The organism is Betaproteobacteria bacterium, from assembly GCA_016720925.1.
Lineage (GTDB): Bacteria > Pseudomonadota > Gammaproteobacteria > Burkholderiales > Usitatibacteraceae > UKL13-2.
In genome coordinates this window covers 65,710-91,764 of record JADKJR010000038.1, presented here as the reverse complement: position 1 = coordinate 91,764, position 26,055 = coordinate 65,710, and the positions used below count along the sequence as shown (strand labels likewise).

The following is a 26,055-nucleotide window of genomic DNA, read 5'->3' as shown; positions in this document are numbered from 1 at the left end:
GGAGTTTTCATAAGCTACGCGGCTTCGCGGCTCGCGCGCTTGCGTTCGTGCTCCAGCAGGAAGCGCTTGCGGATGCGAATGTTCTTCGGCGTAATTTCCACCAATTCATCATCGTCGATGAATTCAATCGCGCTTTCCAGCGACAACTGCATGGCCGGAACCAGTGCGACCGCTTCGTCGGTGCCGGACGCGCGCACGTTGGTGAGCTGCTTGCCCTTGATGGGATTGACCACCAGATCGTTATCGCGGCTGTGGATACCGATCACCATGCCGTTGTACAGGCGATCGCCGGGCGTGACAAACATGCGGCCGCGTTCCTGCAATTTCCACAGCGCATAGGCCACGGCCTCGCCCTGCTCGCCGGAAATCAGCACACCGTTGCGGCGCGAGGGCAGATCGCCGCGGATCGGCGCGTACTCGTCGAATATGTGGCTCTTGATGCCGGTGCCGCGCGTCATGTTCATGAAGTCGGTCTGGAAGCCGATCAGGCCACGCGCGGGAATGCGGTAGTCAAGACGCACTCGCCCACGTCCGTCCGGTACCATGTCGAGCAAGTCCGCACGGCGCTGGCCCAACGCCTCCATCACCGCACCCTGATTGCTGTCTTCGACATCCACCGTGAGCATTTCATACGGCTCGCATTGTTCGCCGTTGATTTCTTTCAACACCACCCGCGGCTTGCCGACCGCCAGTTCGTAGCCTTCGCGGCGCATGTTTTCCAGCAGGATGGTCAGGTGCAATTCACCGCGGCCCGACACCAGAAACACATCGGTATCCTCGGTTTCCTCGACCCGCAAGGCCACGTTCACCAGCAACTCTTTGTCCAGGCGCTCGCGAATCTGCCTTGACGTGACGAACTTGCCTTCCTGACCGGCGAATGGCGAGGTATTGACCTGGAAGTTCATGGTCAACGTCGGCTCGTCCACGCCCAGCAACGGCAGCGCTTCCGGATTGTCCGTGCTGGCGACGGTGCAACCAATGGACAGATCATCGATGCCGTTGATCAATACGATTTCACCCGCCTCGGCGACATCCATTGGCACCTTGTTAAGGCCTTGGAAGCTTTGTACTTGATTGACCTTTGCACGCTTCGGCGGTTTGTCCGGTGTCAGTAGCAGCACTTCTTGTCCCGACTTGATCTTGCCGCGGCGAATTCGGCCGATGCCGATGCGCCCGACGTAGCTCGAATAATCAAGGGCGGAAATCTGCAGTTGCAACGATCCTTCTGATTCCGCGAACGGCGCCGGAACGTGTTTCAAAATGGTATCCAGCAGCGCACGCATGTCGGTCGCGGGCTGTTTCCAGTCGAGCGTCGCCCAGCCATTCAATGCCGAGGCGTACACGATCGGGAAATCGAGTTGCGCTTCCGTGGCACCCAGCTTATCCATCAATTCAAAGGTGTGATTCACCACCCAGTCCGGGCGCGCGCCTTCACGGTCGATCTTGTTCACCACGACGATTGGGCGCAATCCCAGCGCCAGCGCCTTTTTGGTCACGAACCGCGTTTGCGGCATCGGGCCTTCCACGGCATCAACCAGCAACAACACGCTATCGACCATCGACAGCACGCGCTCGACCTCGCCGCCGAAATCCGCGTGGCCGGGGGTGTCGACGATATTGATATGCACGCCTTCGTAGTCGATGGCGGTGTTCTTGGCGAGGATGGTGATGCCGCGCTCTTTTTCCAGGTCATTGGAATCCATCACCCGTTCGGCGATGTGCTGATGGGCGGCGAACGAGCCGGCCTGATGCAGGAGTTTATCAACCAGCGTGGTTTTACCGTGGTCAACGTGGGCAATGATGGCGATATTTCTTAAGGCGCGAGGCATGAAAAGCTTTCAATGGGTGAGGCAGATTGGATAACCCGCAAGTCTATCATGACTGCCCGTTTTTCCCTATGAAAATCCCAACCTTTCAGTGATTTAGCGCGTTTTCCGGCTTTTGATGGCGCACCCGCCGCCAGGCATCCAGCCAGAATTCACGGTAACACTTCAAGGCGAATTTCTGGCAAGACACAAGCGCTGGCGCACGTTTCCGGCCATTTTCGGCCTGAAGTCCGCTCCCAATAAGGAGTTTCATCAGTTGTCGCCGGTATTGCGCATCCAGTCCGCCGTTTGAAAGAATGACTGCGCGAGCCGCTTGCTCATGTCTGCTTCGATACCGGTGTCGGTCATCGCGCGAACCATGCAGGCCATCCACTGGTCGCGTTCCGCCGACGCAATTGCATACGGCAAATGCCGCGCCCGAAGTCGTGGATGACCGAACTCCTGTTCATAGAGGGGCGGACCGCCCAGCCAGCCCATCAGGAACTTGAACAGTTTTTCGCGCGAGCCGTCCAGTGTGGGGGGGTGCATTTTACGGATGCCGTAATAATCCGGGTCGGCGTCCATCAAGTCATAGAATTTCTCGACCAGTTTTTTCACGGCGGGCTCGCCGCCAATTTGGTCGTAGGGTGTTATCCGGGTTTGGGATTGGTCGATTTGCATGGCTTCATTTTAGCCAATTGGATGGTGGAGGATTCAGCCGCGGATGAAATGCCTCTTCAAAGAAACTTGAAAGTCGCGTCACGTGGCTACGCCTGCGCTGCGGCATAATGTGTCCTATTCCAAAAAAAGCCTCATGAAAAAGTACCTCGCGCTCAAGATAGATGTAGACACGCTGAAAGGGACCAGGCTGGGCGTTCCTGCGCTGATCGACCTGTTGAAGAAACACCAGGCCGGCGCCACGTTCCTGTTCAGTCTCGGCCCCGACCACACCGGCCGCGCCATCAAGCGCGTGTTCCGCAAGGGCTTTCTCGGCAAGGTCAAACGCACCTCGGTGGTGTCGCATTACGGCTTTCCGACGCTGCTCTACGGCACCTTGCTGCCGGGACCGGACATCGGTAAACGCTGCCGCGACATTCTGTCCAGGACCCGCGATGAAGGCTTTGAGGTCGGCATCCACACGTGGGATCACGTCAAATGGCAGGACGGCGTCGGCGAAGCCGATGCGGCCTGGACCCGCGGGCAAATGCAACTCGCGCAAAATCGCTTTACGGACATTTTCAAGGAATCCGCCCGAACCCATGGCGCTGCCGGCTGGCAGATGTCCAGACATGCACTGCGACTCACAGAGGAAATGAAATTTGACTATTGCAGCGATGGCCGCGCGCTTATGCCCGGCGCCACGCCGCATTTTCCGGTGGTCAATGCCGAGATCATCGACTGCCCGCAGATTCCCACCACTCTTCCCACGCTCGATGAATTGATCGGTCTGGACAACTGCACTGACGCCAACGTGCATGAACAATTGCTGACATTGACAGAGACCGCGCCGGCTATTCGTGCTGCGCAGGCGCCGATGGCGGCGCATGTCTTCACGTTGCATGCCGAGCTCGAAGGCATGCGCTTGCTGCCCGTTTTCGATAAACTTTTGGCGGGCTGGAAGGACCAGGGGTATGAACTGGTATCGACCGAAACGGTCTATCGTAATCTGGACCGGGCGCATCTGCCGTACTATGAGGCAAAGTCAGGTTCTATTCCCGGGCGCAGCGGTCTCCTGCTTTTGCAAGGCCGGCCATTTTTGCCCAAGCACGCCGAGGCTGCGTAGTTTGCTGTTTGCCTGACGTTTCTTTAACCGCAATCGATTCAGGAGCCGATCACCATGTCCGGAAATGCGATCCCCGATTTTGAAGTGGCTGCCACAGGCAACCAGCGTTTCGCCAGCGCGGCATTCAAAGGCCATCCCTACGTTGTCTATTTTTACCCGAAGGACGACACGCCCGGCTGCACGATTGAAGGCGCGCAATTCCGTGATCTGCACAAGGAATTCACCAAGGCCGGCTTCATGGTGTTTGGTGTATCGCGGGATAGCGTCGCCAGTCACGAGAAATTCAAGGCCAAGATGAATTTCCCGTTTGACCTGTTGTCCGATAGCGACGAGACGATGTGCAAGATATTCAATGTCATCAAAGAGAAAAACATGTATGGTAAAAAGGTTATGGGCATTGAGCGCTCAACCTTCATCATTAACCGCAACGGCGAAGTGGCAAAGGAGTGGCGCGGCGTCAAGGTTGATGGCCATGCCCTGGAAGTCTTAAATGCCGCAAAATCCATGTCATAATGAATTTACAGCAAAGCACCCAGCCGAATTGATTCTACTTTCCACGATGAACCCTCTTGAGGCAAAGCGCCGCAAGAGGGTTTTTCACTTTTCAGGGCGGCATGAATCTGCGGCGCGACGATTCCTGACGACCCGAGCTCAAAACGAATAACGTGTAACGAACGAGAGGAAACCACTTGGCCCCGAGACCCGCAAATACAAAAACTTCCGCCACCAAAGGCAATACCAAGTTATTCGTGCTCGATACCAACGTGCTGATGCACGACCCGACATCGCTGTTCCGGTTCGAGGAACACGATGTGTACCTGCCGATGATCACGCTGGAGGAGTTGGATAACAACAAAAAAGGCATGACCGAAGTCGCGCGCAATGCGCGTCAGGCGAGCCGTTTCCTGGACGATATTGTTTCCAGCACCGAGAGCGACATTGAAAACGGCGTCAGGCGGGCTTCGGCACCAAGGAGGCAACGGGCAAGTTGCTGTTGCAGACGCGCCCAGTGACGCTGGATTTCCCGTCCGCGCTGCCTGACAGTGGCAAGGCAGACAATCAGATTCTCGCCGTCGCACTCGACCTGCAACATCACAATCACAAGCGCAGCGTGGTGCTGGTGTCGAAAGACATCAACATGCGCATCAAGGCACGCGCCATTGGCGTCGCTGCTGAAGATTATTTCAACGACAAAGTGCTGGAGGATACCGATCTTCTATTCACCGGCATGCGCGAATTGCCCAGGGATTTCTGGGACAAGCACGGCAAGGATATTGAATCCTGGCAGGAACACGGCCGCACGCTCTATCGCATCAAGGGGCCGCTGGTATCGTCGTTGAGCCTGAACGAGTTCGTTTACCAGGACGACGACAAACCGTTCTACGCGATGGTCACCGCTCAGGAAGGCAAGACCGCCGTCCTGAAGACGCTCAAGGACTACACCCACCAGAAGAACAATATCTGGGGCATTGTGGCGCGCAATCGCGAACAGAATTTCGCGCTCAATATCCTGATGGATCCGGAAGTGGATTTCATCACGCTGCTGGGACAGGCGGGCACCGGCAAAACCCTGCTCACGCTGGCGTCGGCGCTGATGCAAACACTCGAATTCAAGGTGTATTCGGAGATCATCATCACCCGCGTGACGGTGCCGGTCGGCGAGGACATCGGCTTCCTACCAGGAACCGAGGAAGAAAAAATGAATCCATGGATGGGCGCGCTGGAAGACAACCTCGATGTGCTCAACGCGACAGACGACGAAGCCGGCGATTGGGGCCGCGCGGCGACGCGCGACCTGATCCGTTCGCGCATCAAAGTGAAATCGCTCAATTTCATGCGTGGCCGCACGTTTCTCAATAAATTCCTGATCATTGACGAAGCGCAGAACCTCACGCCCAAGCAGATGAAGACATTGATTACCCGCGCGGGGCCGGGTACCAAGGTGGTTTGTCTCGGCAATATCGCGCAGATCGACACGCCGTACCTCACCGAGGGATCTTCCGGACTGACTTACGTGGTCGATCGCTTCAAGGACTGGACACATTCCGGTCACATCACCCTGCAGCGCGGTGAGCGTTCGCGTCTTGCCGATCATGCCGCGGAAGTTCTTTAGCCGATGAGATTCGGCTGGGTTTGCGCGCTGATGGTCCTGTCGTGGCCAGCGGGCGCGCAAACGGGCGCGTCTGGATCCTCCCCTGACACGCCTTCGAAAGTCCAGGCAAGTGATCCGCTTGATACGCCGGCACAAACCGCGGCGAAAAAACTGCCCAAGCAATTATTGAGCACAAAGCCACAGAGATTTTCGGAGGCGGACAAGGCGCGCGTTGAGACAGTCACGAGGCTCGATGAAATCATTGTCTATGGATATGTGGAACCGGAGGACTATGTCGCGCCGAAAAAGGCACCGATCATGCAACTCCGGGATCGGCTGGAGCGGGATCGGCCGATGACGCCTTGGGAAAAAATCAGAATCCCGCTCTGCCTGGTCGGCCTGTGCAGTAATTACGGACCGGATGGCATCCCGCGTGAACCGGGTCTTGACGAACGCAGCGAAGCCCGTACCAACCAGTCGACCACGCAATTGAACAACCAATTCCGTGGCGCGCTGCAATGAGCGTCTATTGCGCACCGCAGCAAGCCGGAACGGCAAGTTACATCGGGTAATATGGCTGCATTCTTTATGCGTCGCCTGAATGAACAGGCGCACTTTAATTCACTCACACATCGATGAAACGCGGTTTCTTCACCATCATGGCGGCGCAGTTTTTTTCGTCGCTCGCCGACAACGCATTGTTCATTGCGTGCGTCGCGCTCATCCAGATGCTGCAAGGGCCGAGCTGGATGACACCGATGATCAAATGGGGGTTCGCGGTTTCATACGTGGTATTGGCGGCTTTCGTCGGCGCCTTTGCCGATTCCTTGCCCAAGGGCAAGGTGATGTTCATCACCAACACCATCAAGATCGTCGGCTGTTTTGCCATTTTCTTTTTTGATTTTCTCAAGCTGCCCGGCAACGGCGGATTCTGGGTCGTATTTGCCGGTTACATGGTCGTTGGTATCGGCGCGGCGATGTATTCGCCGGCCAAGTACGGCATCCTCACCGAGCTGCTGCCGCCAGAGCAACTGGTCAAGGGCAATGGCTGGATAGAAGGATTGACGGTGGTGTCCATCATTCTCGGTACGGTGCTCGGCGGCGCACTCGTCAGTCCCAATGTTTCCAGCTGGCTGCTGTCCTTTGATTTGCCCATGTTCAACACCGGCGTCGATACGCCGCCGGAAGCGGCCATTCTGGTGATCGCCGTGTTCTATGTTATCGCCGCGATTTTCAATCTGAATATCCCCGACACCGGCGCGCGTTATCGCAAGCAGGAAACCCACGTAGTGACGCTCATCACCGATTTCTGGCACTGCGTGGAAACTTTGTGGAAAGACAAACTCGGCCAGATTTCCCTGGCCGTCACGACATTATTCTGGGGCGCGGGCGCCACGCTTCAACTGATGGTGCTGGAATGGGGCAAACAACATCTGGGCTTGCGCCTCGATCAGGCTTCGCTGCTGATGGGTGTCGCGAGTGTTGGCACCATCATCGGTGCCGTGGTGGCGGGCCGATACATGACACTCAAGAACGCGCTGAGCGTGCTGCCATTCGGCGTTGCCATGGGCTTTACCGTGATGCTGATGCCTGTCACCTATGCGCTACCAGTCGTTTGCGTATTGCTGATTCTGATTGGTGGATTGGGCGGCTTCTTTGTGGTGCCGATGAACGCACTGCTACAGCACCGCGGGCACGTTCTGCTCTCGGCCGGCCATTCGATCGCCGTCCAGAATTTCAACGAGAACCTCAATATCCTGCTGATGGTGGCGATCTATTCCGTGATGCTCTCGTTCCAGTTATCGATCAACATGATCATCATCATGTTTGGCGGATATGTCGCCGCACTGATGGTGCTGATCATGTACTGGAACCGGCTGAATCATCAGCGCCATCCGGAGATTGATCAGTTAATCGGTATTGAGAAAGGCGAGACACCGTCACACTTTGTAGAACGGCCGCACTGAACGGCGCGGCCATCATCCAGCATTGAAACTCAAGCACTGGCGGGGCATTCCGGCCGAAAATGCCTCGAATGCCGCGCCAGTGCTTGAGTTTACCTTGTAAATAATGTTGCGCTCGAAGCGGCGCATCCTGCAGGGTTACCCAGCGGTTACATCAAAACAGGCTTGTCCGACTGCTCATTTTTCTCATCGCCGCGCGCCGGATAACAATGCGCGAGTTCCGCGCTGATTTTCTCTATGCCAATCACGCTTCCATTGAGAAAATCACCCTTCCGATAGCGCACTTCAATCTCTTTGCAGATTGCGCGCCAGCGATCATCGCCAACCTCGCGATGAATGGCGCGATCCGCGATGATTTCAACTTTGTGGTCGGCGAGCAGGATGTAGACAAGAACACCATTGTTCTCCTCTGTGTCCCACACGCGCAGCAGTGAAAAAACGTCGATCGCCCGTTGGCGCGAGGTGATCCCATTCCAAAGCTGACCGGTGTTGAGTTCCGCCTCGACGACAAACCGCACTTGGCCGCGATGGGTTTTTTCGCCCATGGCCACCGCATGCTCAATGGCCGCGAGCGTCGCCGCCGGAAACCGCCTGCCAAGGATAATCGGCGACATCCAGACGTGACGGAAAAAGCGTTTTAACCAATGCATATCGATCACCAATCGCCGGAGGCGCCGCCCCCGTCAAAGCTGCCACCGCCGCCACTGAAGCTATCCGACGACCCGCCGCCAAATCCTCCGGAGCCGCCGCCGCTCGACCAGCCACCGCCGCCACCGCGCCCACCCGGAAGACTCATCGCGCCCATCATCAGCACAATAATGAAAATGATTACGCCGGCCACGATTGGAAACACCATTCCGCCCGCGAGGAACCATGCCGCCGCGCCTGTCACGGCGCCCGTCGCACTGGCGCCGAGAAACCTACCCAGCAGCGACCGCAGCAACGGCCCGACCACCAGTGCCGCCACAAATCCAAGCATCAGGAAATTTTCATAGTTCACACTCTGGGAGGCAACACGTTTCTTCGGCGGCGCCGGCAGCGCCTCGCCCTGCAGCACGCCAATCATTTTTTCAATGCCCTGTTCGATCCCGCCGGCAAAGTCACCCGCGCGGAATTTCGGACCGACAATTTCACTGATGATGCGCTTCGACATGGCATCGGTCAGCGTACCCTGCAGGCCGGGACCGGTGAGAATCTGCAACTTGCGGTCATTCTTGGCGATCACAAAAAGCACGCCATCGTCGACACCCTTGCGGCCGAGCTTCCAGGCCTCGCCGACCCGAAACGCATAGTCAAATATCGCCTCGGGTTGCGTGGTGCCGACAATCAGTACCGCGATCTGCGCACCTTTCTGCGCTTCAAATGCGGCCAGCCGGGACGCGATGCGTGATTCATCTGCGGCGGACAAGGTTGCCGTCAAATCGATGACACGTTTGTCCAGCTTGGGGATGGGTTGCGGATCGCCCTCGGCGGCGTGGACGGCAAAGGCCGTCCACAGCAACATCAAGGCGAAGATGCGCATCAGCACACTATGTGCCCGCGATCCCATCATCGTGCTCCGATTCAGAATGGGTGCTTATTTTGCGGGCGCAGGAGCGGGCGCAGGTGCAGGCTTGGCACCAAAATCCACCTTCGGCGCAACCGAAATGGCTTTCTCGTTTTCAACCGTGAATTGCGGCTTGACTGCGTAGCTGAACAGCATCGCCGTCAGGTTGGTCGGGAACTGGCGCGTGAGCACGTTGTATTGCTCAATGGATTCCGTGAAACGCTTGCGTGCCACGGTGATACGATTTTCCGTGCCCTCGAGCTGCGATTGCAGTTCGCGGAAATTGGCGTCGGATTTCAACTGCGGATAGTTTTCCGCCACGACCAGCAACCGGGACAGCGCGCTTGAAAGGTCGCCCTGGGCTTTCTGGAAATTCTGCATCGCCTGCGGGTTGTTCACCACGCTCTCATCGATCTTCATCTGGCCGACACGCGAACGCGCTTCGGTGACGCCGAGCAGTACGTCTTTTTCCTGTTGCGCATAGCCCTGTACGGTGGCCACCAGATTGGGAATCAAATCCGAGCGACGTTGATACTGGTTCAGTACCTCTGCCCATGATTTCTTGACGGCTTCATCCTTCGTCTGGAAATCGTTGTACCCGCAGCCTGAAAGGGAAAGGATCGCCGCCAAACCCAACAACAAAGCCAATTTGCGCATGTTTGCTCCTGAGAAAAAAGGGCGATCAAATGATCGCGCCAGATAAATAGGGGTGATTGTAGCGTTTGCAAGGGGTTAAAGGGTCGACAAAGTCCGTCATCCGTCGCGCTACGCTCTGGTTTCGTCGCAATCTTCCGTTATCGTCATTCCGCAAAATGGCGGGAATGACAGTTGACGTAGCCTCGATGAAGCGTAGCGTAATCGAGGAGCATTCTTTGCATGTCCATATTGACTACTGACGAACGCGGATTGCGCTTCGCTTCATCCCGGCTACTGGTCCGCTCCGGTTCGTCCACGTTGACAGAAATTCCCGACAGGTATTACAAAGCCGCCATCGCCTTCTTCGCCATCATCAAATCCTCCCACGCCTTCAACTTGTCCGGCAGGTTACGCAGGAGATAGGCCGGATGATAAGTCGCGATGACCGGAATGCCGCGATACGCATGCAGCTTGCCACGCATCGATGCGATGCTGGCATCGGATCCGGTCAGGCGCGTGAGCGCGATTTTGCCCAATGCCACGATCAGCTTGGGCTGGATGAGATCAATTTGCCGGTCCAGCAGTGGCGCGCACGCCAGCGTCTCCTCGGGCGATGGATTGCGGTTGCCCGGTGGCCGGCATTTCACCACATTTGCGATATAGACTTCGCGCCCGCGCCGCAAACCCGCGGCCGTCAGCATCGCATCCAGCAACTTGCCCGCCTGCCCGACGAATGGCTCTCCCTGATCGTCTTCTTCCGCGCCCGGTCCCTCGCCGACGAACAGCCACGGTGCGTTGGGCGCGCCGACGCCCAGCACGGCTTGCTTGCGCTTCTCGCACAATTTGCATGCCTGGCACGTGGCCGCTTCCCTTTTCAGGCTATCCCAATCGAGGTGCGCGATACGTGGCACGCGGGCGGGATCAGCCACGACAGGATTTGTTTCGACGGGTGCGGCAGGCCGCGACACTGAAGCGGCACGAGCCGTACCTGATTGTGGCGGTGGCGCGTGGCGTGCCGGTGCAGGAATTTCCGTAGGTGGCGCCCGTGTCACCGATGGACTCGACAACACGCCCGGCGATTGCGCCAACGATCGCTGTTGCATTTCGAAAAACGGCCACAGCTCCATCTCGCGCAGATAGTCTTCGTCGTAGGGCAGATTCATATAATCGGCACCGCCAGATTAAGGCCGAGGAACAGCGCGTCCTCGCGCCCGGTGACCGCCGGATAATAGTCGCGGCGCATTCCCAGTTGCCGAAACCCAAAGCGCTCATACATACGGCGCGCGACGATGTTGGAAGGTCGCACCTCGAGGTAAAGCATTTCCAGACGCCGCTTGCGCGCGGCAAGTATGAGATGCTGGAGGAATTGTTCACCCACGCCACGCCGTTGCCAGTGACTTGCCACCGCGATATTCAGCAAATGCGCTTCTTCCAGCGCCGTCATGACAATCGCGTAGCCAATCAATTCGTCACCCGTCCAGCAACCGATACATTGATAGCCGCTCATCAGGGAATCGCGGAAATTGCCAATGGTCCACGGAAAGACGTAGACACTCGCTTCGATGGCAGCGACCGTCGTCATGTCGCGTTCCGCCAGCGGCCGGTATTCTAGCGCCGGAGCAACCGGCATCGCCAATACCGCGCTCACGCCGCCGCCTTTTTCAGGTGATGCGCGGCCCGTTCGGCGATGGTCATGGCGACCTTGTTGCGCAGGTAAAGGGGCGCGGCATGCTCGGGTGACAGCGCGCTTTCCAGCCCGGATTTCGTCAACTCCCGCGCGGCAATGCTGGCCACGTCACGCGCGCTCGGCAAGGCATGCATGACGTTGCGGCTGATTTGCGCACCATAGCAACGGGATAGATGTTCCGCCAGCGCGGGCACATCAAACCCGCTGCCAATGCCGCACCAGCCATCGCCATCCAGCGCCGGCAATTGTTCCGGCTTGACCAGCAGCGGCGCGACCACCGCTGTCCAGCCGGTGGCGTCATTATTTTGGTGGTACGCGGCGAAATATATTTCCCCCATGCGCGCATCGAGCGCGACGATGACCTTCGTTGCCCCGCACTGCTCTGCCAGCGCCATCTGCGTCGGCACCGGCACCACGCGCTTGTTAAGTCCCAAAGCCAATCCCTGCGTTAGCCCGCAGGCAATGCGCACACCTGTAAACGAGCCCGGCCCCTGCCCAAAGGCGATGACGTCAAGATCCGCCAGCGTGGTACCGGCTTCCGCGAGCAACTCATACATCAGCGGCAAAGCGAGTTCCGAATGTCGCTGCCCGGCATCGACCTCGCGCACGAACATGCGATCGCCGCGCAGGATCGCGAGCGACAGGCGTTCGGTGGAGGTTTCGAGAGCGAGGAGACTAAAGGCGGACATGGCAGGTTTGACCAATGATTGCGCCATTATCCTAGAATCGGCCATCTACAGCTTGATTCGTGATTTGTGGATGCATGAACAATTTCCTGAATTCCCTGTAATTTCCTATGGGAGCGCAACGTGCCCTCGAAAACACCGAACCCAAAATCCACCCTGCGCAAGGCGAACGAACCCGCGGACGTCGACACTTTCCTCGCGTCGCTCGATCACCCACACAAACCGGAAATTCTCGCCCTGCGGCAAATCATTCTCGATACGGACCCCTGTATCGCCGAAAGCATTAAATGGAATGCGCCGAGTTTTCGCACATCGGAATTTTTCGCGACCATGCATCTGCGGGCGAAAAATGGCGTTCAGTTAATACTGCACTTCGGCGCAAAGAAGCGCGCCGATCTGGACGCGGGCAGCAAGATAGCCGACCCGGAATCGATACTGGAATGGCTGGCCGCGGATCGAGCCGTCGCCAAGTTTCGGGATTTGCGGGACATTGCCGCGAAGCGCACGGCATTCACGAATGTCATCCGGCAGTGGATTACGCATGTCTAGTGCGATGTGTCCACATATGCGCGGCGCGAATGCGCAGGCTTGGAGAAGCCTAGGAAGTATTTGAATTTGCCTTTTCAGGTTTCCATCGGAGGGCTTACAAGAATAGGCACCGAGACACCCGCATCGGCGCGCCTTTTCAGGCGTTTTCGCCCGGAAACGCCCGCCAATGCTGGAGTTTCACTAATAACCTGCGTTCCCACACGTTTGGCAAATCCATCGCCGAAAACATAACCCTCCGCAATCCCATTCACTTGTCAACAACCTGTGTGCAGCGGGAAAACAGGTGGGCGAAGAACCGTTATCAAAAACATCACGGCAATCACCGCTCGACAACCGCGCCGTCCGCCACAAATTCCACTCCCAAAACCGGAAAAAAGTGCGCGTCGGCCGTGGAGTTTGATCTAACTCATATCAAAAAACGAGCGAATGGCATTTCGATTGATCAGACGCAAATCAGCTGCCGCGTGGCCGCATCATAATTTTCATTGGTGACTGAAATCACTCATCGTACTCACGAAGGAATGCTCAATGAACTACCGCACCGAAAAAGATTTCCTTGGCGAAAAACAGCTTCCAGACAGCGCGTATTACGGCGTCCAGACGCTGCGAGGAAAAGAGAATTTTCATATCACCGGCATCCCGATGTCGACCGAGCCCTACTTCGTCATGGCATTCGGTTACGTGAAAAAAGCGGCGGCACTGGCGAACCGTGATCTCGGTGTACTCGATACCAAGATTGCCGACGCCATCGCCGGTGCGTGCGACCGTTTGATCGCCGGCGAAATGCGCGATCAGTTTGTCACGGACTTCATCCAGGGTGGCGCCGGCACATCGACCAACATGAACGCGAACGAGGTTATCGCCAATCTCGCGCTTGAACACCTCGGCCACAAAAAGGGGGAATACCAGTACGTCAGTCCAAATGACCATGTCAACTTCGGGCAATCGACCAACGATGTGTATCCGACGGCATTCCGGCTTGCACTGATTTTGCGCCTCAGCAGTTATATGGATGCGTTGCGGCGTTTGCAGGATGCTTTTTTTGCCAAGGGCAAAGAATTCGAGCAGGTCTTGAAGATGGGGAGGACGCACTTGCAGGATGCGGTGCCAATGTCGCTCGGCCAGGAGTTTCACGGCTGGGGAACGACGATCGGCGAGGAAGTACAACGCATCGCCGAAGTCCGTCAGTTCCTGCACGAGATAAACCTCGGCGCAACCGCGATCGGCACCACCGTGACGGCGGCGCCCGGTTACCCGGAACTCGCGACCAAATACTTGTCGGAGTTGACCGGCGCCAAATTCATATTGGCGGGCGACCTGATTGAGGCGACCTCCGACACCGGCGCGTACGTGCTGCTCTCGGGCGTCCTTAAACGGACCTCGTCGAAGCTCACCAAGATCTGCAATGACATCCGCCTGCTGGCCTCGGGCCCGCGCTGCGGTTTCAATGAAATCAGACTTCCGCAGATGCAACCGGGCAGCTCGATCATGCCGGGCAAGGTCAATCCGGTGATTCCGGAAGTCGTCAACCAGACCAGCTTCCTCGTCATCGGTCTCGACCTCACGGTGACCCTTGCCGCGTCAGCCGGGCAACTGCAACTGAATGTGATGGAACCGGTCATTACGTTCGCGCTATTCACGTCAATCTCGACGATGGAAAACGCGGTCAACAGCCTGCGCACCAACTGCATCCAGGGCATCACCGCCAATGCGGAGCACACCCGCAACATGGTGCTGAATTCGCTCGGCATTATCACCGTCCTGAAACCATCGCTCGGCTACAAGCAGTGCGCGGAGATCGCACGCGAAGGATATGAGACCGGCAAGTCGCTGCACGACATCGTCGTCAAGGAACACAAGCTGATGACGCAGCAGCATTGGGACGAGGTATTTTCGTTCGAGAATCTGATCAGCCCGAAGTTCGAGCAATGATCGTAACGACGGCGAGCAATCGCCAGGGAGAAACAAAATGACCATGTTAATCGCTTTACAATTTGTCGTCGTACTTGCGGCGATCTGGATGGGCGCGCGATCGTCGGGCGTCGGCCTCGGTCTGTGGGGCGCTGTCGGATTGCTGGTATTGATTGTCGCTTTTGGTGTCAATCCGACGTCGCCGCCAATCGATGTGATGCTGATCATCCTGGCGGTCATCATGGCCGCTTCGGTGATGGATGCGGCGGGCGGCATCGATTTCCTCGTCCGGATTGCCGAGCGCATCATCCGTGCCAATCCGAAGTACGTGACGATCGTCGCACCACTGACGACGTGGACATTCACGTTCGTCGCCGGAACCGGGCACATCGTCTATCCGCTGCTGCCAGTGATCTACGAGACGGCGCACCGGAGCGGCATCCGTCCCGAGCGGCCCATGGCAGTGGCGACAATCGCCTCGCAGCAGGCAATCACCGCAAGCCCGGTCGCCGCGGCAACCGCCGCGATGATCGGACTGTTCGCCGAAAAGGGCATGGCTCAATGGGGATTGCGGGAGATCCTGTTGATCTGCGTTCCCGCCACGCTCGCTGGCGTCATTGCCGCGGCGTTCGTGTCGATGTTTATCGGCAAGGACCTGAAGGACGATCCGGAATATCAGGCGCGGCTCGCGGCTGGCGAGGTGCCGGCACCCAAGCCCGCTGCCGACCGCCCGCCCCTCAAGCCCGCCGCGAAGCTGGCGGCGTTCGTTTTCCTGACGGGCGTTGCGCTGGTCGTACTGTTCGGCTTTTTCCCTGAATTGAGAAAGCTGCCGGGCGCGAAGAGTCCGCTTGGAATGCCAATTGTCATCGAGATCGTGATGATGTCGGTTGCGGCCATCATGCTGCTGGTGACCAAAGTCAATGTTGACGAAGTGCCGAAAACCGCCACGCTGCGTGCCGGTGTGGTCGCCGTAATCGGCATTTTTGGACTGGCCTGGCTCGGCGACAGTTTCATCGCCGCGCATAAGGACGTCATCGTGCCCGCGATCGGTGAATGGGCGAAGGTTGCGCCGTGGACATTTGCATTTGGATTGTTCTTCGCCTCGGTACTGCTTTACAGCCAGGCCGCGACAACCCGCGCGCTAATGCCACTTGGCATCGCACTGGGCATTCCGCCGCAATTTCTGATCGGCATGTTCCCGTCAGTCAATGGCTATTTTTTCATCCCGACCTACGGCTCATTGATCGCCGCGATCAATTTTGACCTGTCCGGAACCACCAAGATCGGGCGCTATGTGCTGAACCACTCGTTCATGATCCCCGGACTGGTTGCGACGTCAGTGGCGGTCATCACGGGACTGGCGATCGCGCGCATGATCTTCTGATACGTGTGAGCGACATTCGGTACTCGGCGATCGGGAATCCGGTCGCCGGAGGCCGTGAAGCGCACTTGATTCAGGCGGGCGGGCGCAACGCCCGCTCGCTTCTTTCGTCGAGCGATATCACCGCCCGCGGCGGAATGAACATTGCATCCGTACCAAAGTCCTTGCGATATCGTCGATCCCAACTGACGGGCTCATTCAGGCGCTTTCGACCGGATAGCCGCACCAGTGCTTGAGTTTCACCCTGCCGCATTGACCACAATGGCAGCCCTCAGCCGATGCTCATTTGATTCGAGAAATTCCCGTCAGGCTCGAAGGATATCCAGCGCCGGCAATTTCCCACCCAACACCTGTGCTGAATCCCCGCTCCACCATTTATCGATGACCGTCGCATACATGCTGCGGAAATCCACCGCAAACGGCAGATTGCCATTGCCGTCAAGACGCGTGAGTTGGGGCGCTTCGCCGAACAAGCCACCCTTCACGCGCCCGCCCGCCAAAAAATGCACGTTGGCCGTGCCGTGATCGGTGCCACCACTCTGGTTTTCTTTTGGCCGCCGGCCAAATTCGGCGTAGGTCATGATCAGCGTGGAATCCCAGCGATTCAATTCACCCAGCGCGGACTTAAGCGCGGCCACACCTTCCGCCAAATCTTTCAGCAGATTGGCGTGCGTGCCCAACTGATTCGCATGGGTATCGAAGCCAGCGTGAGTCAAGCGAATGCTGGCGATGCCAGCTTTGCTGGCCACCAGTTGCGCGGCGGTCCGCACCTGGTTGCCGAAGGCATTGCGCGGAAATTCGGTCTTGAACGCGAAATTGGTGTTGAGCTTGGCCGCCGCGTGAATGATCTCCGCCTCGACCGCGAGAATATGTTTCAGCGCCGCATTGCGTTGATCCGAATTCGCCTGAGCCAGTTTGGCGTTGCGCAGGAATTGCGCAGTGTCGGCCAGCGCGATGGTCCGCACGCCCTGCCCGGATAGTGGCCCCATATCACTCGAACCCACGACCACGCCATCGGCCGCGTAGTTGCGCGGCGCGGGCGCGAGGGCGAAGGTGCGTGCCAGCCAGCCGGCGTCAAGATACTCCTCGCTCTTCGAGGCGGTATCCCAGATTTCGATCGAGCGGAAATGCGAAAGATTGGGCTGCGGATAACCGAGTCCTTGCACCACCGCCAATTCTTTCTTGTCCCACATCGACATGAGCGGCTGCAGCGCCGGATGCAAGCCTTCGCGTTCCGATAATTGCAGCACCTGATCGCGGGCGATGGCGAGTCGCGGCCGAAGTGACGCGTAGGCCGGATCGGCGTACGGAATCACGGTGTTCAGCCCGTCATTGGCGCCTTTGAGCTCGATAAGGATCAGCAGGTTTTCGTATGGCGAGGGGCTGGCGGAAAGGGCGGTGGGCGCGGCCCAGGAAACGCCGTGCAAGGTGCCCGCCAAAGGAACACCCGCGGCCCATCCCATCGATTGCAGAAATTGTCGGCGATTCATCATTGGCCTTTTCATTTGAGCTGATACACCGGGTCATGGACAAGTTGTCTCGCCCAGTCCGCGGGTTTGTCGCTCGTGGTCGGCGGATTTTGCGGCGCCACGGCCAACACCACGCGGGTCATGTCCATCAGACCTTGCCGTGGGACGGGATTGCTTCCACTTCCTGCAAACTTGTCAGCCCACTTATCGAGGTTCCAGCGAATGCCGCCCATCTGCCGTTCCATTTGCCGCCGCTGGCGAGCTTCGCGGCCGGGTTGCGGCTCCTCGCCATTGCGCATCGCCATCTCGTCCATGCTTCGTAGGGCCGCCTCCAAAACATCCTCGTTTCTGAACAGGCGGTCGATCAACTGTTTGCGGCCAAGCAGAGTCGCGGAATTGATCCACGCCTCGCCGCCCGGCCAGCCCTTCACATTCGGCGGCGAAAACACATTCTGCCCCAGCAGCGCGGCCGCCAGCACGAAGGGACGCAGGTTGGGCGTTTCGATATCGAACTGTTTCATGGTGCCCACCACAAATTCCACTGGCGACTTGATCAGCGACGCGCGATTGCCCGGAGCGTAGAACGCATCCGAAGTCAGTATCACCCGCATTAGTCTGGAAATGTTGTAACCGCTGTCGCGAAATTCATCGGCGAAGCGTGCAACTTGCGCCTCGTCCGCGGGTTTGCCAACGGCGGGCGAAATGAATTCCCTCCACAGCTTGCGCGTCACAAACTGCGCGGTCTCCGGCTTTCTTAACAGGATATCGATCACCTGGTCGCCATCGAAATTTCCCGATTTGCCGAGCACGGATTTATTGCCGTAATCGTGGATGCCGCGGCGGAACATGAATTGCCCCGTGTCGCGATCCACGCTCCAGCCGGTGAACGCGCGCGCCGCTTCCTTGATGTCACGCTCGCTGTAATGTCCTTCGCCGAGCGTGAACAGCTCCATCACCTCGCGGGCAAAATTTTCGTTGGGTTGTTCCTTGCGGCTGTTGGCGCCATCCAGATAGATCAGCATTGCCGGATCACGCGCGACTTCACGCAGCAACGTACCGAAATTGCCCAACGCATTGCGGCGCAACATCACGTGCTGCTGGTAGATCAACGGCGTGAAGCGCACCTTCTGCTGGCTGGTGGCGAAGTGGTTGTGCCAGAACAGCGTCATCTTTTCCGTCAGCGGCGAAGGCGTGGTGAGCATTTCGCGGAACCACCATTCGCGCAATTCAAAAGCCCGTTCCACATTTTTTCGCTGCTGCGCCTGGCGCTCTTCAGGCGACATGTCACGCAACCGTACCGGCGGCACCGGCGGTTCGCTCACCCATGCCGGGGGCGTTTGCGTCGCGACCGATTGGGCCGCCTTCAATAACCGATCCGCTGCTTCAGCTCGATTGAGTTTCGCGAAGACTCCAATATCCCCATCGGAGGCCGCAAAACCGGTGCGATTGAGCAGGTGGCGTGCATTGTCCGCGCCGAGTGGTTCGTCAACAGCGGAATGTACAGGCAGGGCCAGCACCAGCAGCGAGAAAGCCTGCAGAATCGTGCGCACAAGCGGAGATATCTTCATGACATTACTCATCGGGCTATTTTGAGGCTAAAAAATCGTTTTCATTGAGCATGAATTTGAGCGATGCCGAGTTCTCAGCCGAATCCAGCCACTTTCTCGCCGATTCGTCACGTTTCAGCGTGACATTCCAGAATGCCACGGTCGCCGCTTTCACAGCCGACTGGATCTCGCGGTCCCGCGACGTTTCCGGCCGTCGCACGCCCAGTTCATGGCCGCCGAACACCATGTGATCGCCACCATCGAACACGACCAGATACTTACCACCCGCCGGCATATTTTCATAGGGAAGCATGCGATCCTGATAGCGCGTGCCGTCGTCAAGAATGCTACCGTCCCGGGTGCCGGTAATCGACATGAATGGTATCTGGATATCGCCAAACTGGCGCGCGACATTGCGCTTGTTTCGGGCATTCGGACTGAAGGCGATCGCCGAGACGATGCGCGTGTCCAGCCCTGACTGGCCGCCAAGGACTCCGGCCTTCTGCCCCGCCACCGCCAGTGTCGTGTGCGCGCCAAACGAATGTCCCGACATGCCGAGGCGCGCGGTGTCGGCGTAGGCAAATTGTTTCTCGCCGATACCGGCGCGGCGAACGACTTCATCGATCACGAAACGTACATCACTGACGCGCAGTCCGAGATTGCCCAGCGTCATGCCGGATTTCATGTTTTTCTTCAGATCCGCGGGCGGTCGATCTTTCCACAGCGCCTCGTCGCTGCCGGCGTGCTGCATGGCCACGACCACGTAACCGTGACTGGCCCAGTGCTCGGCCCACAATTTGCCGCCGGCACGATTGCCGCCGAGACCGTGGGAAAACAGGATGACCGGAAAGCGCGCATCAGAGGCGCTGGCGGGTGCGCCGGTGAGCGCACTGCCGGACACTTTGGCGACGACATTTCTTTTATCCGTGCCAGGCGAATATATTTTCACCGGCACGTCACGCTTGCGGACGTCATCTCGCCATGTTGCCTCGCTCCCTTCCACCGTCCAGGCGCCGGCGGACACGTACGACTTCGCCGGAGCCTGGGCAATCGCATCGTTTTGCGCAATCAGGAACGCCAACGCGCATGACGCGGCCACGACCATCAAATATTTCCACAGAACTGGCAGTTCCCTTCTCACGTCTGACTGCCCTCCCGTCGCCCTGACCCAAAAACAAGGCTCAACGCATCACGCGCCAAGCCCGGAAATTACTGCCGTCATTCCCGCTGCAACCAACGGAATTCCCTATGGGACGCGGGAATGACGGACTTGTGGAATTTACGATAGATTATTTACGCCCGCCATTCGCCTCGTGATAAGCACGCAATTCTTCCTTGGTCACGAACCCGTCCTTGTTGGTGTCAATCGCATCGAAATTCTTGGCGATATGCGGCATGGATGCGTTCGCTTCTTCGCGGCTGAATTTGCCGTCACCGTTGGTGTCGGCGGCTTTCATGTGCTCGTGCATTTTGTGGCCGCGTCCGCCTTTGCCACCCTTGCCACGGGCAGCTTGCAACTCGTCCATGGTGACAAATCCGTCCTTGTTTGCATCGATCGTATCGAAGTTCTTGGCGATGCGCGGCAGCGACGCATTGGCTTCTTCGCGGCTAATCTTGCCGTCGCCGTTGGTGTCGGCGGCCTTGATGCGTTCGAGCATTTGCTGCGCGCGTTCGCCTTTCGGTCCACCAGGGCCGCCGGGGCCGCCGCCGGGAGCCTGCGCATAAGCGATGGATGCGCTGGTCAACGCAAGAAGTGTGGCGATGAGACTGGTTTTCAACGTGTTCATGGTGTTCTCCAAAAGTGGTTGTGGGTGCGCTGAATCTGTTTTAATGAACATCTTCAGGTTAAGTGATAGAGCGCGCAAAGTCCTCCCTGGTTGCATGACGTTGGTAACGGGGTGTAACACATGGGGCTTTGCTAACATTTACTTACAATTGGCTCATCGATAGCCTGCCCCGATCGCGCCACCACGCTCTAACATGCGCTCATGACGACTCCATCTGCTACCCGCCACCGCATTCTGGTGGTTGACGACGATCTGCGACTTCGCGACCTGCTGAAACGCTACCTGACCGAACAGGGATTCGCGACCGACACCGTCCCCGACGGCGCGGCGCTGGACCGCGCGCTCACCCGCAATCGCTACGATCTGGTGGTACTGGACGTGATGTTGCCGGGTGAGGATGGTTTCGCCATCTGCCGCCGGCTGCGCGGTTCCACCAGTGCCGAGGCGAATATTCCCATCATCATGCTCACCGCCAAGGGCGATGAAGTCGATCGCATCGTCGGCCTGGAAATGGGCGCGGATGATTACCTGCCGAAGCCGTTTAACCCGCGCGAGCTGGTCGCACGTATCCATGCAGTGTTGCGTCGACAAGCGCCGTTACCGGTGCCGGGCGCACCGGGGGCCGAGGACGAGATCGTTGAGTTCGGACCCTTTCGCCTCAACCTCGGCACCCGGGAACTCACCCGCGATGACGGTCCCATGCCAATGACCACCGGCGAATTCGGCCTGCTGAAAGTACTGGTGCAACACGCCCGCACGCCGCTGTCGCGCGACAAACTGACCGAACTTGCACGCGGACGCGAGCATGACAGTTTTGACCGGGCCATCGATGTGCAGGTCTCTCGCCTGCGCAAGCTCCTCGGCGAAGACCCGGCAAACCCGCGCTACATCCAGACGGTGTGGGGGCGCGGTTACGTGTTTGTGCCGGATGGGACCAAGCACGCCTGATGTCCATCATTCCCAAATCGCTGCTGGCGCGCACGGCACTGGTCATCATATTTGCATTGATCGCGAGCCAGTTGGTGTCGGTGCTGCTGTTCCGCTACTACTCGCAACAGCCGCGTTTTCAGGGCGTCGCCATCGGCTATATCAGCCACCTGAAGACCATTCGCGCGGCCCTCGAAAGCATTCCTGCGGAGCAACACCGTGACTTCCTGATGAAGCTGCGCGAAGAGCGCGGCATACGCGTCATCCCGCCGCAACGCATCGCCGAAGAACCGCTCGAGCCCGCTCCCGACACGCCCGTCATCCGCGCCGCACGTGAGCGTCTGCGCGACCAGTTTGGTCCCGAGGCGGATATCTTCGTGTTTCAGCGACCGCAACGCGCTGCGCGAGCGCTGGCCATGCAATCGCAAGCGATCGCGGAAGGCAGGCCGTTTCAGGCGCCACCGCCGGCGTTCATTACCAAGATCCCGGTCGGAACCGCACACTATTGGGTGCTTTTCCCACAGAGCCGTGTCGTCGAACAGGATTTCTCGATCGCGTGGCTGGGCTGGGGCATATTCGGCGGAATTTTGGCGCTGGCGGGCGCGCTGTTTCTGGTGAGCCGCCTGAACCGACCGTTGCAGGCGCTTTCGGCCGCGGCACGTGAGATCGGCCACGGCCGTCAGCCGCCGCCCGTGACAGAAATGGGTCCCGAGGAGGTGCGCTCGGTGGCTGTCGCCTTCAACCAGATGCGCGAAAACCTCTCACGCCTGGATCGGGATCGCGCCACGTTTCTGGCCGGCGTATCGCACGACGTGCGCACGCCGCTTTCACGCTTGCGGCTCGGACTGGAAATGCTGCCCGCCGATCCGGTCACGCGCGCGGACCTGGAAAAGGATATCGAGGATATCAACGGCGTCATCGACCAGTTCATGGATTTCGCGCGCGATGAAAGCCGGGAGAACCTGGAAAGCGTTGATCTCAATTGGCTGCTGCAGGCGGCGGCAGAACGCGCCCGGCGTGGTGAACGCGAAGAGGCTGGCGGCGCGGGGATCACGCTGGAACTGGCCCCGCACGCCACCATGAAAATGCGCCCGCTGGCAATGAAGCGCCTGATCGGCAATCTCATCGACAACGCCCGCAAACACGCCGGCCCGGAAATCACGCTGCGCACCGCGCGAGAAGCGAACAACATCGTGCTGTCGGTGCTCGATCGCGGGCCCGGCATCCCGCCGGAAGAAGTGGAACGACTGAAGCAGCCTTTCACGCGCCTCGACATCTCTCGCAGTGGGCATTCGGGCGCGGGCCTCGGACTCGCAATTGTCGAGCGCATCGCGAAAGCGCACGGCGGGCAATTCGCGTTATTGCCGAGAGCGGGGGGCGGGACGGAAGCGCGCATGACATTTCCACTGGCGTAGAACAAGCACTGGTGCGCCTTTCCGGGCACAATTGTCCTGCGGACCCCGCCAGTGCTTGTGTTTTATGTGTACCAGCGGGCAACACCTATAATCGGCACCAGACAGTTTCTGCAATCGGAATCCGATGATCACTCGCGAATGGGCGCAGCAGGCCGTACAAAAAATAGAAGCCGACTTTAATCGTTCGGCCGACACGCATCTCATCACACTGCACCTGCCCGCTTATCCCGACGTGCACCTTTACCTGAAGGACGAATCGACCCATCCGACCGGCAGTCTCAAGCACCGCCTGGCGCGCTCGCTGTTCCTCTATGCGCTTTGCAATGGCTGGCTGAATGGCGACAGCACCGTCGTCGAGGCCTCGTCCGGTTCAACGGCGGTGTCGGAAGCCTACTTCGCGCGGCTCATCGGCCTGCCGTTCGTGGCGGTGATGCCGAAAATGACTTCCCCTGAAAAGATCGCCGCCATCCGTTTCTACGGTGGCGATTGGCATCTAATCGATGATCCGCATGCCGTATCGCGCGAATCCCAACAACTCGCGCAGCAACGCCACGGGCATTTCATGGATCAGTTCACCTATGCCGAGCACGCCACCGACTGGCGCAGCAATAACAACATCGCCGATTCGCTGTTCCGGCAAATGACGCTGGAACCACATCCAGTGCCCAGCTGGATCGTCTGCAACTGCGGTACCGGCGGCACCGCCGCGACCATCGGCCGCTACATACGCTACCGTAGCCTCGCCTCGCGTGTCTGCGCGACCGACCCGGAGAATTCGGTGTTCTTCGATGCGTTCCGCACCGGTGACACAAGCCTTGCACTCGACACCAACTCGCGCATCGAAGGCATCGGCCGGCCGCGGGTGGAGCGCTCGTTTGTTCCCGGCGTGATCGACGCCATGATAAAAATTCCTGACCTCGCGTCAATCGCGGCAATCCATTATCTGGAACAGGCACTGGGCCGGCGCTGCGGTGGCTCGACCGGCACCAATTTCATCGGCGCATTGGCGCTCGCGCGGCAGATGCATCTGGCCGGCGAGGCGGGCTCGATCGTGATGATCCTCTGCGATAGCGGCGACCGCTATCAGGGCACTTACTACAACGACGCGTGGCTCGCGGGTAATGGCCTGGCACTCGGCACATTCGTGCAGGACATCGCTGCGTGTGCGCAGTCCGGTCGCGAATTACCTTGGACGCTTGGCGAGGCTGGCCCCGGCGAAATCAGACAAACCTGACGGGAGTTTGCAGATTGGTGCCCATTACGAGCGAGATGGCATCGATACAGTCGCGCTCGTTGTGATAACCCTCGCCGGAATCGGCAATCTTCTTGCCGTTCTCTGCCTGCAAAAACCATCGCCATTCGTTCTTGTGATCCCGGTAAACATTAAACGTCATGACTCGTCCTTGAGAAAAGATTGAGGGGCGTGGAAAAATGATAGGCGACTTTTCGCTTCCGTGTGGCGAAATTTTGTGAGTGCCGTCACGCCACCAAGTCCAGCGCGCTACGCTTCCCCATCCCAGTAGTCCAGATCATCTTTCGCACGATGCATGCGCCCACCCTCAAGCAAGGGGCCCTTGGTGCGCGAGAAGGCGAGGTACTTGTTCGAATCCGGATACTCGCAGATTTCCGTTTCGGCATTGATCGATAGCGACAGGTATTTGAGCGGCTTGTCTGAGGTATTGAGTATCTGGTGCGGATACTCCGGCCCCGGCGGAATGAAGATCGTGTCCCCCGCGCGGATCGGCAGCATTTCTCCCGCGACACGCAGCGTGCCCTCGCCTTCAAGGACGATGAACATTTCTTCCTCGACATAATGGAAGTGATACGGACAGGACCGCTTGCCGGCCGGAACGATATCGATCGACGCGCCCATTTTCTGGGCGGCCGTGCCGCGGGCAAGACGGGCACTTTGCGAGCCATCGTACAAAGGTGCGCGGTCGGAAGTTTCGAGTTTGGCGTCGTTGAAATTGCGGATGAGTTTGGCGCGGAGGTCGTCTGGGGTCATTTTGGGGTCCCCGGGGGCGGGCTCTAGCACTTGAGTGGGGTTTCCGGCAAGTTTATGGCTGTGAGACCCGTAGACGCTGGGTTGGAACTCCATCATTCCAGGAAGCAATGGGTTCAAAGTAAGCCAGCCTCAGCGTGGTTACAACCTCTTTCGAGAATTCACGGCGCATTTCCTTTGAGGATGTAATCACATGCGCAATTTCAGCATTGCGCAACTTGCGCGGGGTTCGCATCGACCTCCATCACCCCGCATGCACGTCGGCCTGCGCGCCTTCTAAATGCGCCGCTCGTGGATATGCAACCGATCTCTTCACCTTTGTCGCTAATTGAGCATCCCTCGTCTACTTGGAAGCATTGTGCCCGGCCTAGCATTTCCATTGTTGTCCCGGCTTCAGTGGGGACACACTAATAGCCTCTTTCCCATCGCGAATATCGAACCAGATTCGCACATTACCCTCGGCAATCTGTGGAACGCAATCTTTCGAAATGGCAGGCTTGAATGACCAATACAGCACACTTTCGCGTGCCGATTTTTCAAACAAAGGATTGACGGGATTGGAAACAACTGTGCCAATTTTCCTAACCGCACCAACTTCATCGATGGTAACGCCGAGGTCTACGTGCCCAGTTGTGCCCGCTTTGAACAAGTCCTTCGGATATTCCGGTTGCGAAACCCTTCTGACGCTTAGCCACTCTTTTGGATCGTCGGCGAACAGCATCTCCTCAGTCACGTTGACGGGAATGCTCTCGGCAGCTATGGCCGGGACCGCACTACAAAGCAGAACAACGGCAAGCAATGCGATTCGAGATCTGGTGATTGTCATTTCGTATATCCGGACACCATAGAGCGCCACTCTGCACCCAAT

General features: G+C 58.3%; 25 protein-coding genes and 1 pseudogene. 11 read left to right on the top strand and 15 right to left on the bottom strand.

Translation table 11 applies throughout. From position 1 onward, the window contains the following. Positions 1-14 precede the first annotated feature (14 nt). The gene (gene typA / locus IPP88_24810; protein MBL0125740.1) at positions 15-1,829 is read right to left on the bottom strand and encodes a translational GTPase TypA; all 1,815 of its coding nucleotides are present in this window, start codon (positions 1,827-1,829) and stop codon (positions 15-17) included. A gap of 249 nt (positions 1,830-2,078) precedes the next feature. Next, the gene (locus tag IPP88_24805) at positions 2,079-2,486 is read right to left on the bottom strand and encodes a group II truncated hemoglobin (protein MBL0125739.1); all 408 of its coding nucleotides are present in this window, start codon (positions 2,484-2,486) and stop codon (positions 2,079-2,081) included. A 133-nt stretch (positions 2,487-2,619) separates the two neighbouring features. On the opposite strand from IPP88_24805, the gene IPP88_24800 reads away from it, so the two are divergent. From IPP88_24800 to lplT, 5 genes and pseudogenes are all read left to right on the top strand, one after another. Then, positions 2,620-3,588 (top strand): polysaccharide deacetylase family protein, encoded by a 969-nt coding sequence (locus tag IPP88_24800; protein MBL0125738.1) that lies wholly within the window; start codon positions 2,620-2,622, stop codon positions 3,586-3,588. 54 nt (positions 3,589-3,642) lie between these two features. Beyond that, a complete protein-coding gene (locus IPP88_24795; GenBank protein ID MBL0125737.1) occupies positions 3,643-4,101 on the top strand; it encodes a peroxiredoxin in 459 nt (152 codons plus the stop codon). A gap of 257 nt (positions 4,102-4,358) precedes the next feature. Beyond that, positions 4,359-5,701, top strand: a pseudogene (locus tag IPP88_24790) (PhoH family protein). 3 nt (positions 5,702-5,704) lie between these two features. Further along, on the top strand, positions 5,705-6,202 hold the full coding sequence (locus tag IPP88_24785; protein MBL0125736.1) for a hypothetical protein: 498 nt from the start codon (positions 5,705-5,707) through the stop codon (positions 6,200-6,202). A gap of 113 nt (positions 6,203-6,315) precedes the next feature. Then, positions 6,316-7,647 carry a lysophospholipid transporter LplT gene (gene lplT, locus IPP88_24780; GenBank protein ID MBL0125735.1) on the top strand — a complete coding sequence of 444 codons (1,332 nt, stop codon included), beginning with the start codon at positions 6,316-6,318 and terminating at the stop codon, positions 7,645-7,647. A gap of 146 nt (positions 7,648-7,793) precedes the next feature. Here lplT and IPP88_24775 read toward each other — a convergent pair whose 3' ends face one another. The 6 genes from IPP88_24775 to tsaB form a co-directional block, all read right to left on the bottom strand. Then, on the bottom strand, positions 7,794-8,294 hold the full coding sequence (locus IPP88_24775; GenBank protein MBL0125734.1) for a TPM domain-containing protein: 501 nt from the start codon (positions 8,292-8,294) through the stop codon (positions 7,794-7,796). A gap of 5 nt (positions 8,295-8,299) precedes the next feature. After that, positions 8,300-9,166 (bottom strand): TPM domain-containing protein, encoded by an 867-nt coding sequence (locus IPP88_24770; GenBank protein MBL0125733.1) that lies wholly within the window; start codon positions 9,164-9,166, stop codon positions 8,300-8,302. Positions 9,167-9,220: 54 nt separating this feature from the next. Next, positions 9,221-9,847, bottom strand: a complete 627-nt coding sequence (locus tag IPP88_24765) for a LemA family protein (GenBank protein ID MBL0125732.1) — start codon at positions 9,845-9,847, stop codon at positions 9,221-9,223. A gap of 320 nt (positions 9,848-10,167) precedes the next feature. After that, positions 10,168-10,929, bottom strand: a complete 762-nt coding sequence (locus IPP88_24760) for a uracil-DNA glycosylase (GenBank protein MBL0125731.1) — start codon at positions 10,927-10,929, stop codon at positions 10,168-10,170. Positions 10,930-10,985: 56 nt separating this feature from the next. Further along, positions 10,986-11,474, bottom strand: a complete 489-nt coding sequence (gene rimI / locus IPP88_24755) for a ribosomal protein S18-alanine N-acetyltransferase (protein ID MBL0125730.1) — start codon at positions 11,472-11,474, stop codon at positions 10,986-10,988. After that, on the bottom strand, positions 11,471-12,202 hold the full coding sequence (gene tsaB / locus IPP88_24750) for a tRNA (adenosine(37)-N6)-threonylcarbamoyltransferase complex dimerization subunit type 1 TsaB (protein ID MBL0125729.1): 732 nt from the start codon (positions 12,200-12,202) through the stop codon (positions 11,471-11,473). Before tsaB ends, rimI begins: the two co-directional genes overlap by 4 nt. 153 nt (positions 12,203-12,355) lie before the next feature. Between tsaB and IPP88_24745 the strand changes: the two genes are divergently transcribed. From IPP88_24745 to IPP88_24735, 3 genes are all read left to right on the top strand, one after another. After that, positions 12,356-12,748, top strand: coding sequence for a DUF1801 domain-containing protein (locus IPP88_24745; protein MBL0125728.1), 393 nt, complete (start codon positions 12,356-12,358; stop codon positions 12,746-12,748). 528 nt (positions 12,749-13,276) lie between these two features. Further along, positions 13,277-14,680 carry an aspartate ammonia-lyase gene (locus tag IPP88_24740; protein ID MBL0125727.1) on the top strand — a complete coding sequence of 468 codons (1,404 nt, stop codon included), beginning with the start codon at positions 13,277-13,279 and terminating at the stop codon, positions 14,678-14,680. 37 nt (positions 14,681-14,717) lie between these two features. Next, positions 14,718-16,043 carry an anaerobic C4-dicarboxylate transporter gene (locus IPP88_24735; protein ID MBL0125726.1) on the top strand — a complete coding sequence of 442 codons (1,326 nt, stop codon included), beginning with the start codon at positions 14,718-14,720 and terminating at the stop codon, positions 16,041-16,043. Positions 16,044-16,345: 302 nt separating this feature from the next. On the opposite strand, the gene IPP88_24730 is transcribed toward IPP88_24735, so the two are convergent. From IPP88_24730 to IPP88_24715, 4 genes are all read right to left on the bottom strand, one after another. After that, entirely contained in the window at positions 16,346-17,530 is a 1,185-nt protein-coding gene (locus IPP88_24730) for a DUF1501 domain-containing protein (GenBank protein MBL0125725.1), read from the bottom strand. A gap of 11 nt (positions 17,531-17,541) precedes the next feature. Beyond that, the gene (locus IPP88_24725) at positions 17,542-19,077 is read right to left on the bottom strand and encodes a DUF1800 domain-containing protein (protein ID MBL0125724.1); all 1,536 of its coding nucleotides are present in this window, start codon (positions 19,075-19,077) and stop codon (positions 17,542-17,544) included. 16 nt (positions 19,078-19,093) lie between these two features. After that, on the bottom strand, positions 19,094-20,161 hold the full coding sequence (locus tag IPP88_24720; protein MBL0125723.1) for an acetylxylan esterase: 1,068 nt from the start codon (positions 20,159-20,161) through the stop codon (positions 19,094-19,096). Positions 20,162-20,345: 184 nt separating this feature from the next. Continuing rightward, complete coding sequence (locus tag IPP88_24715) at positions 20,346-20,843, bottom strand: EF-hand domain-containing protein (GenBank protein ID MBL0125722.1); 498 nt, start codon at positions 20,841-20,843, stop codon at positions 20,346-20,348. Between the two features lie 201 nt (positions 20,844-21,044). On the opposite strand from IPP88_24715, the gene ompR reads away from it, so the two are divergent. The 3 genes from ompR to IPP88_24700 all read left to right on the top strand — a co-directional run bounded on the left by ompR (position 21,045) and on the right by IPP88_24700 (position 24,419). Further along, a complete protein-coding gene (gene ompR / locus IPP88_24710; protein ID MBL0125721.1) occupies positions 21,045-21,791 on the top strand; it encodes a two-component system response regulator OmpR in 747 nt (248 codons plus the stop codon). After that, positions 21,791-23,185, top strand: a complete 1,395-nt coding sequence (locus IPP88_24705) for a HAMP domain-containing protein (protein ID MBL0125720.1) — start codon at positions 21,791-21,793, stop codon at positions 23,183-23,185. Before ompR ends, IPP88_24705 begins: the two co-directional genes overlap by 1 nt. 124 nt (positions 23,186-23,309) lie before the next feature. Further along, positions 23,310-24,419 carry a PLP-dependent cysteine synthase family protein gene (locus tag IPP88_24700; GenBank protein ID MBL0125719.1) on the top strand — a complete coding sequence of 370 codons (1,110 nt, stop codon included), beginning with the start codon at positions 23,310-23,312 and terminating at the stop codon, positions 24,417-24,419. On the opposite strand, the gene IPP88_24695 is transcribed toward IPP88_24700, so the two are convergent. The 3 genes from IPP88_24695 to IPP88_24685 form a co-directional block, all read right to left on the bottom strand. Continuing rightward, positions 24,406-24,579, bottom strand: a complete 174-nt coding sequence (locus IPP88_24695; GenBank protein MBL0125718.1) for a DUF1508 domain-containing protein — start codon at positions 24,577-24,579, stop codon at positions 24,406-24,408. The genes IPP88_24700 and IPP88_24695 overlap by 14 nt on opposite strands. 107 nt (positions 24,580-24,686) lie before the next feature. Further along, positions 24,687-25,190, bottom strand: a complete 504-nt coding sequence (locus tag IPP88_24690; GenBank protein ID MBL0125717.1) for a cupin domain-containing protein — start codon at positions 25,188-25,190, stop codon at positions 24,687-24,689. Between the two features lie 364 nt (positions 25,191-25,554). Continuing rightward, positions 25,555-26,043, bottom strand: a complete 489-nt coding sequence (locus IPP88_24685) for a TonB family protein (GenBank protein ID MBL0125716.1) — start codon at positions 26,041-26,043, stop codon at positions 25,555-25,557. Between the last annotated feature and the right edge of the window lie 12 nt (positions 26,044-26,055).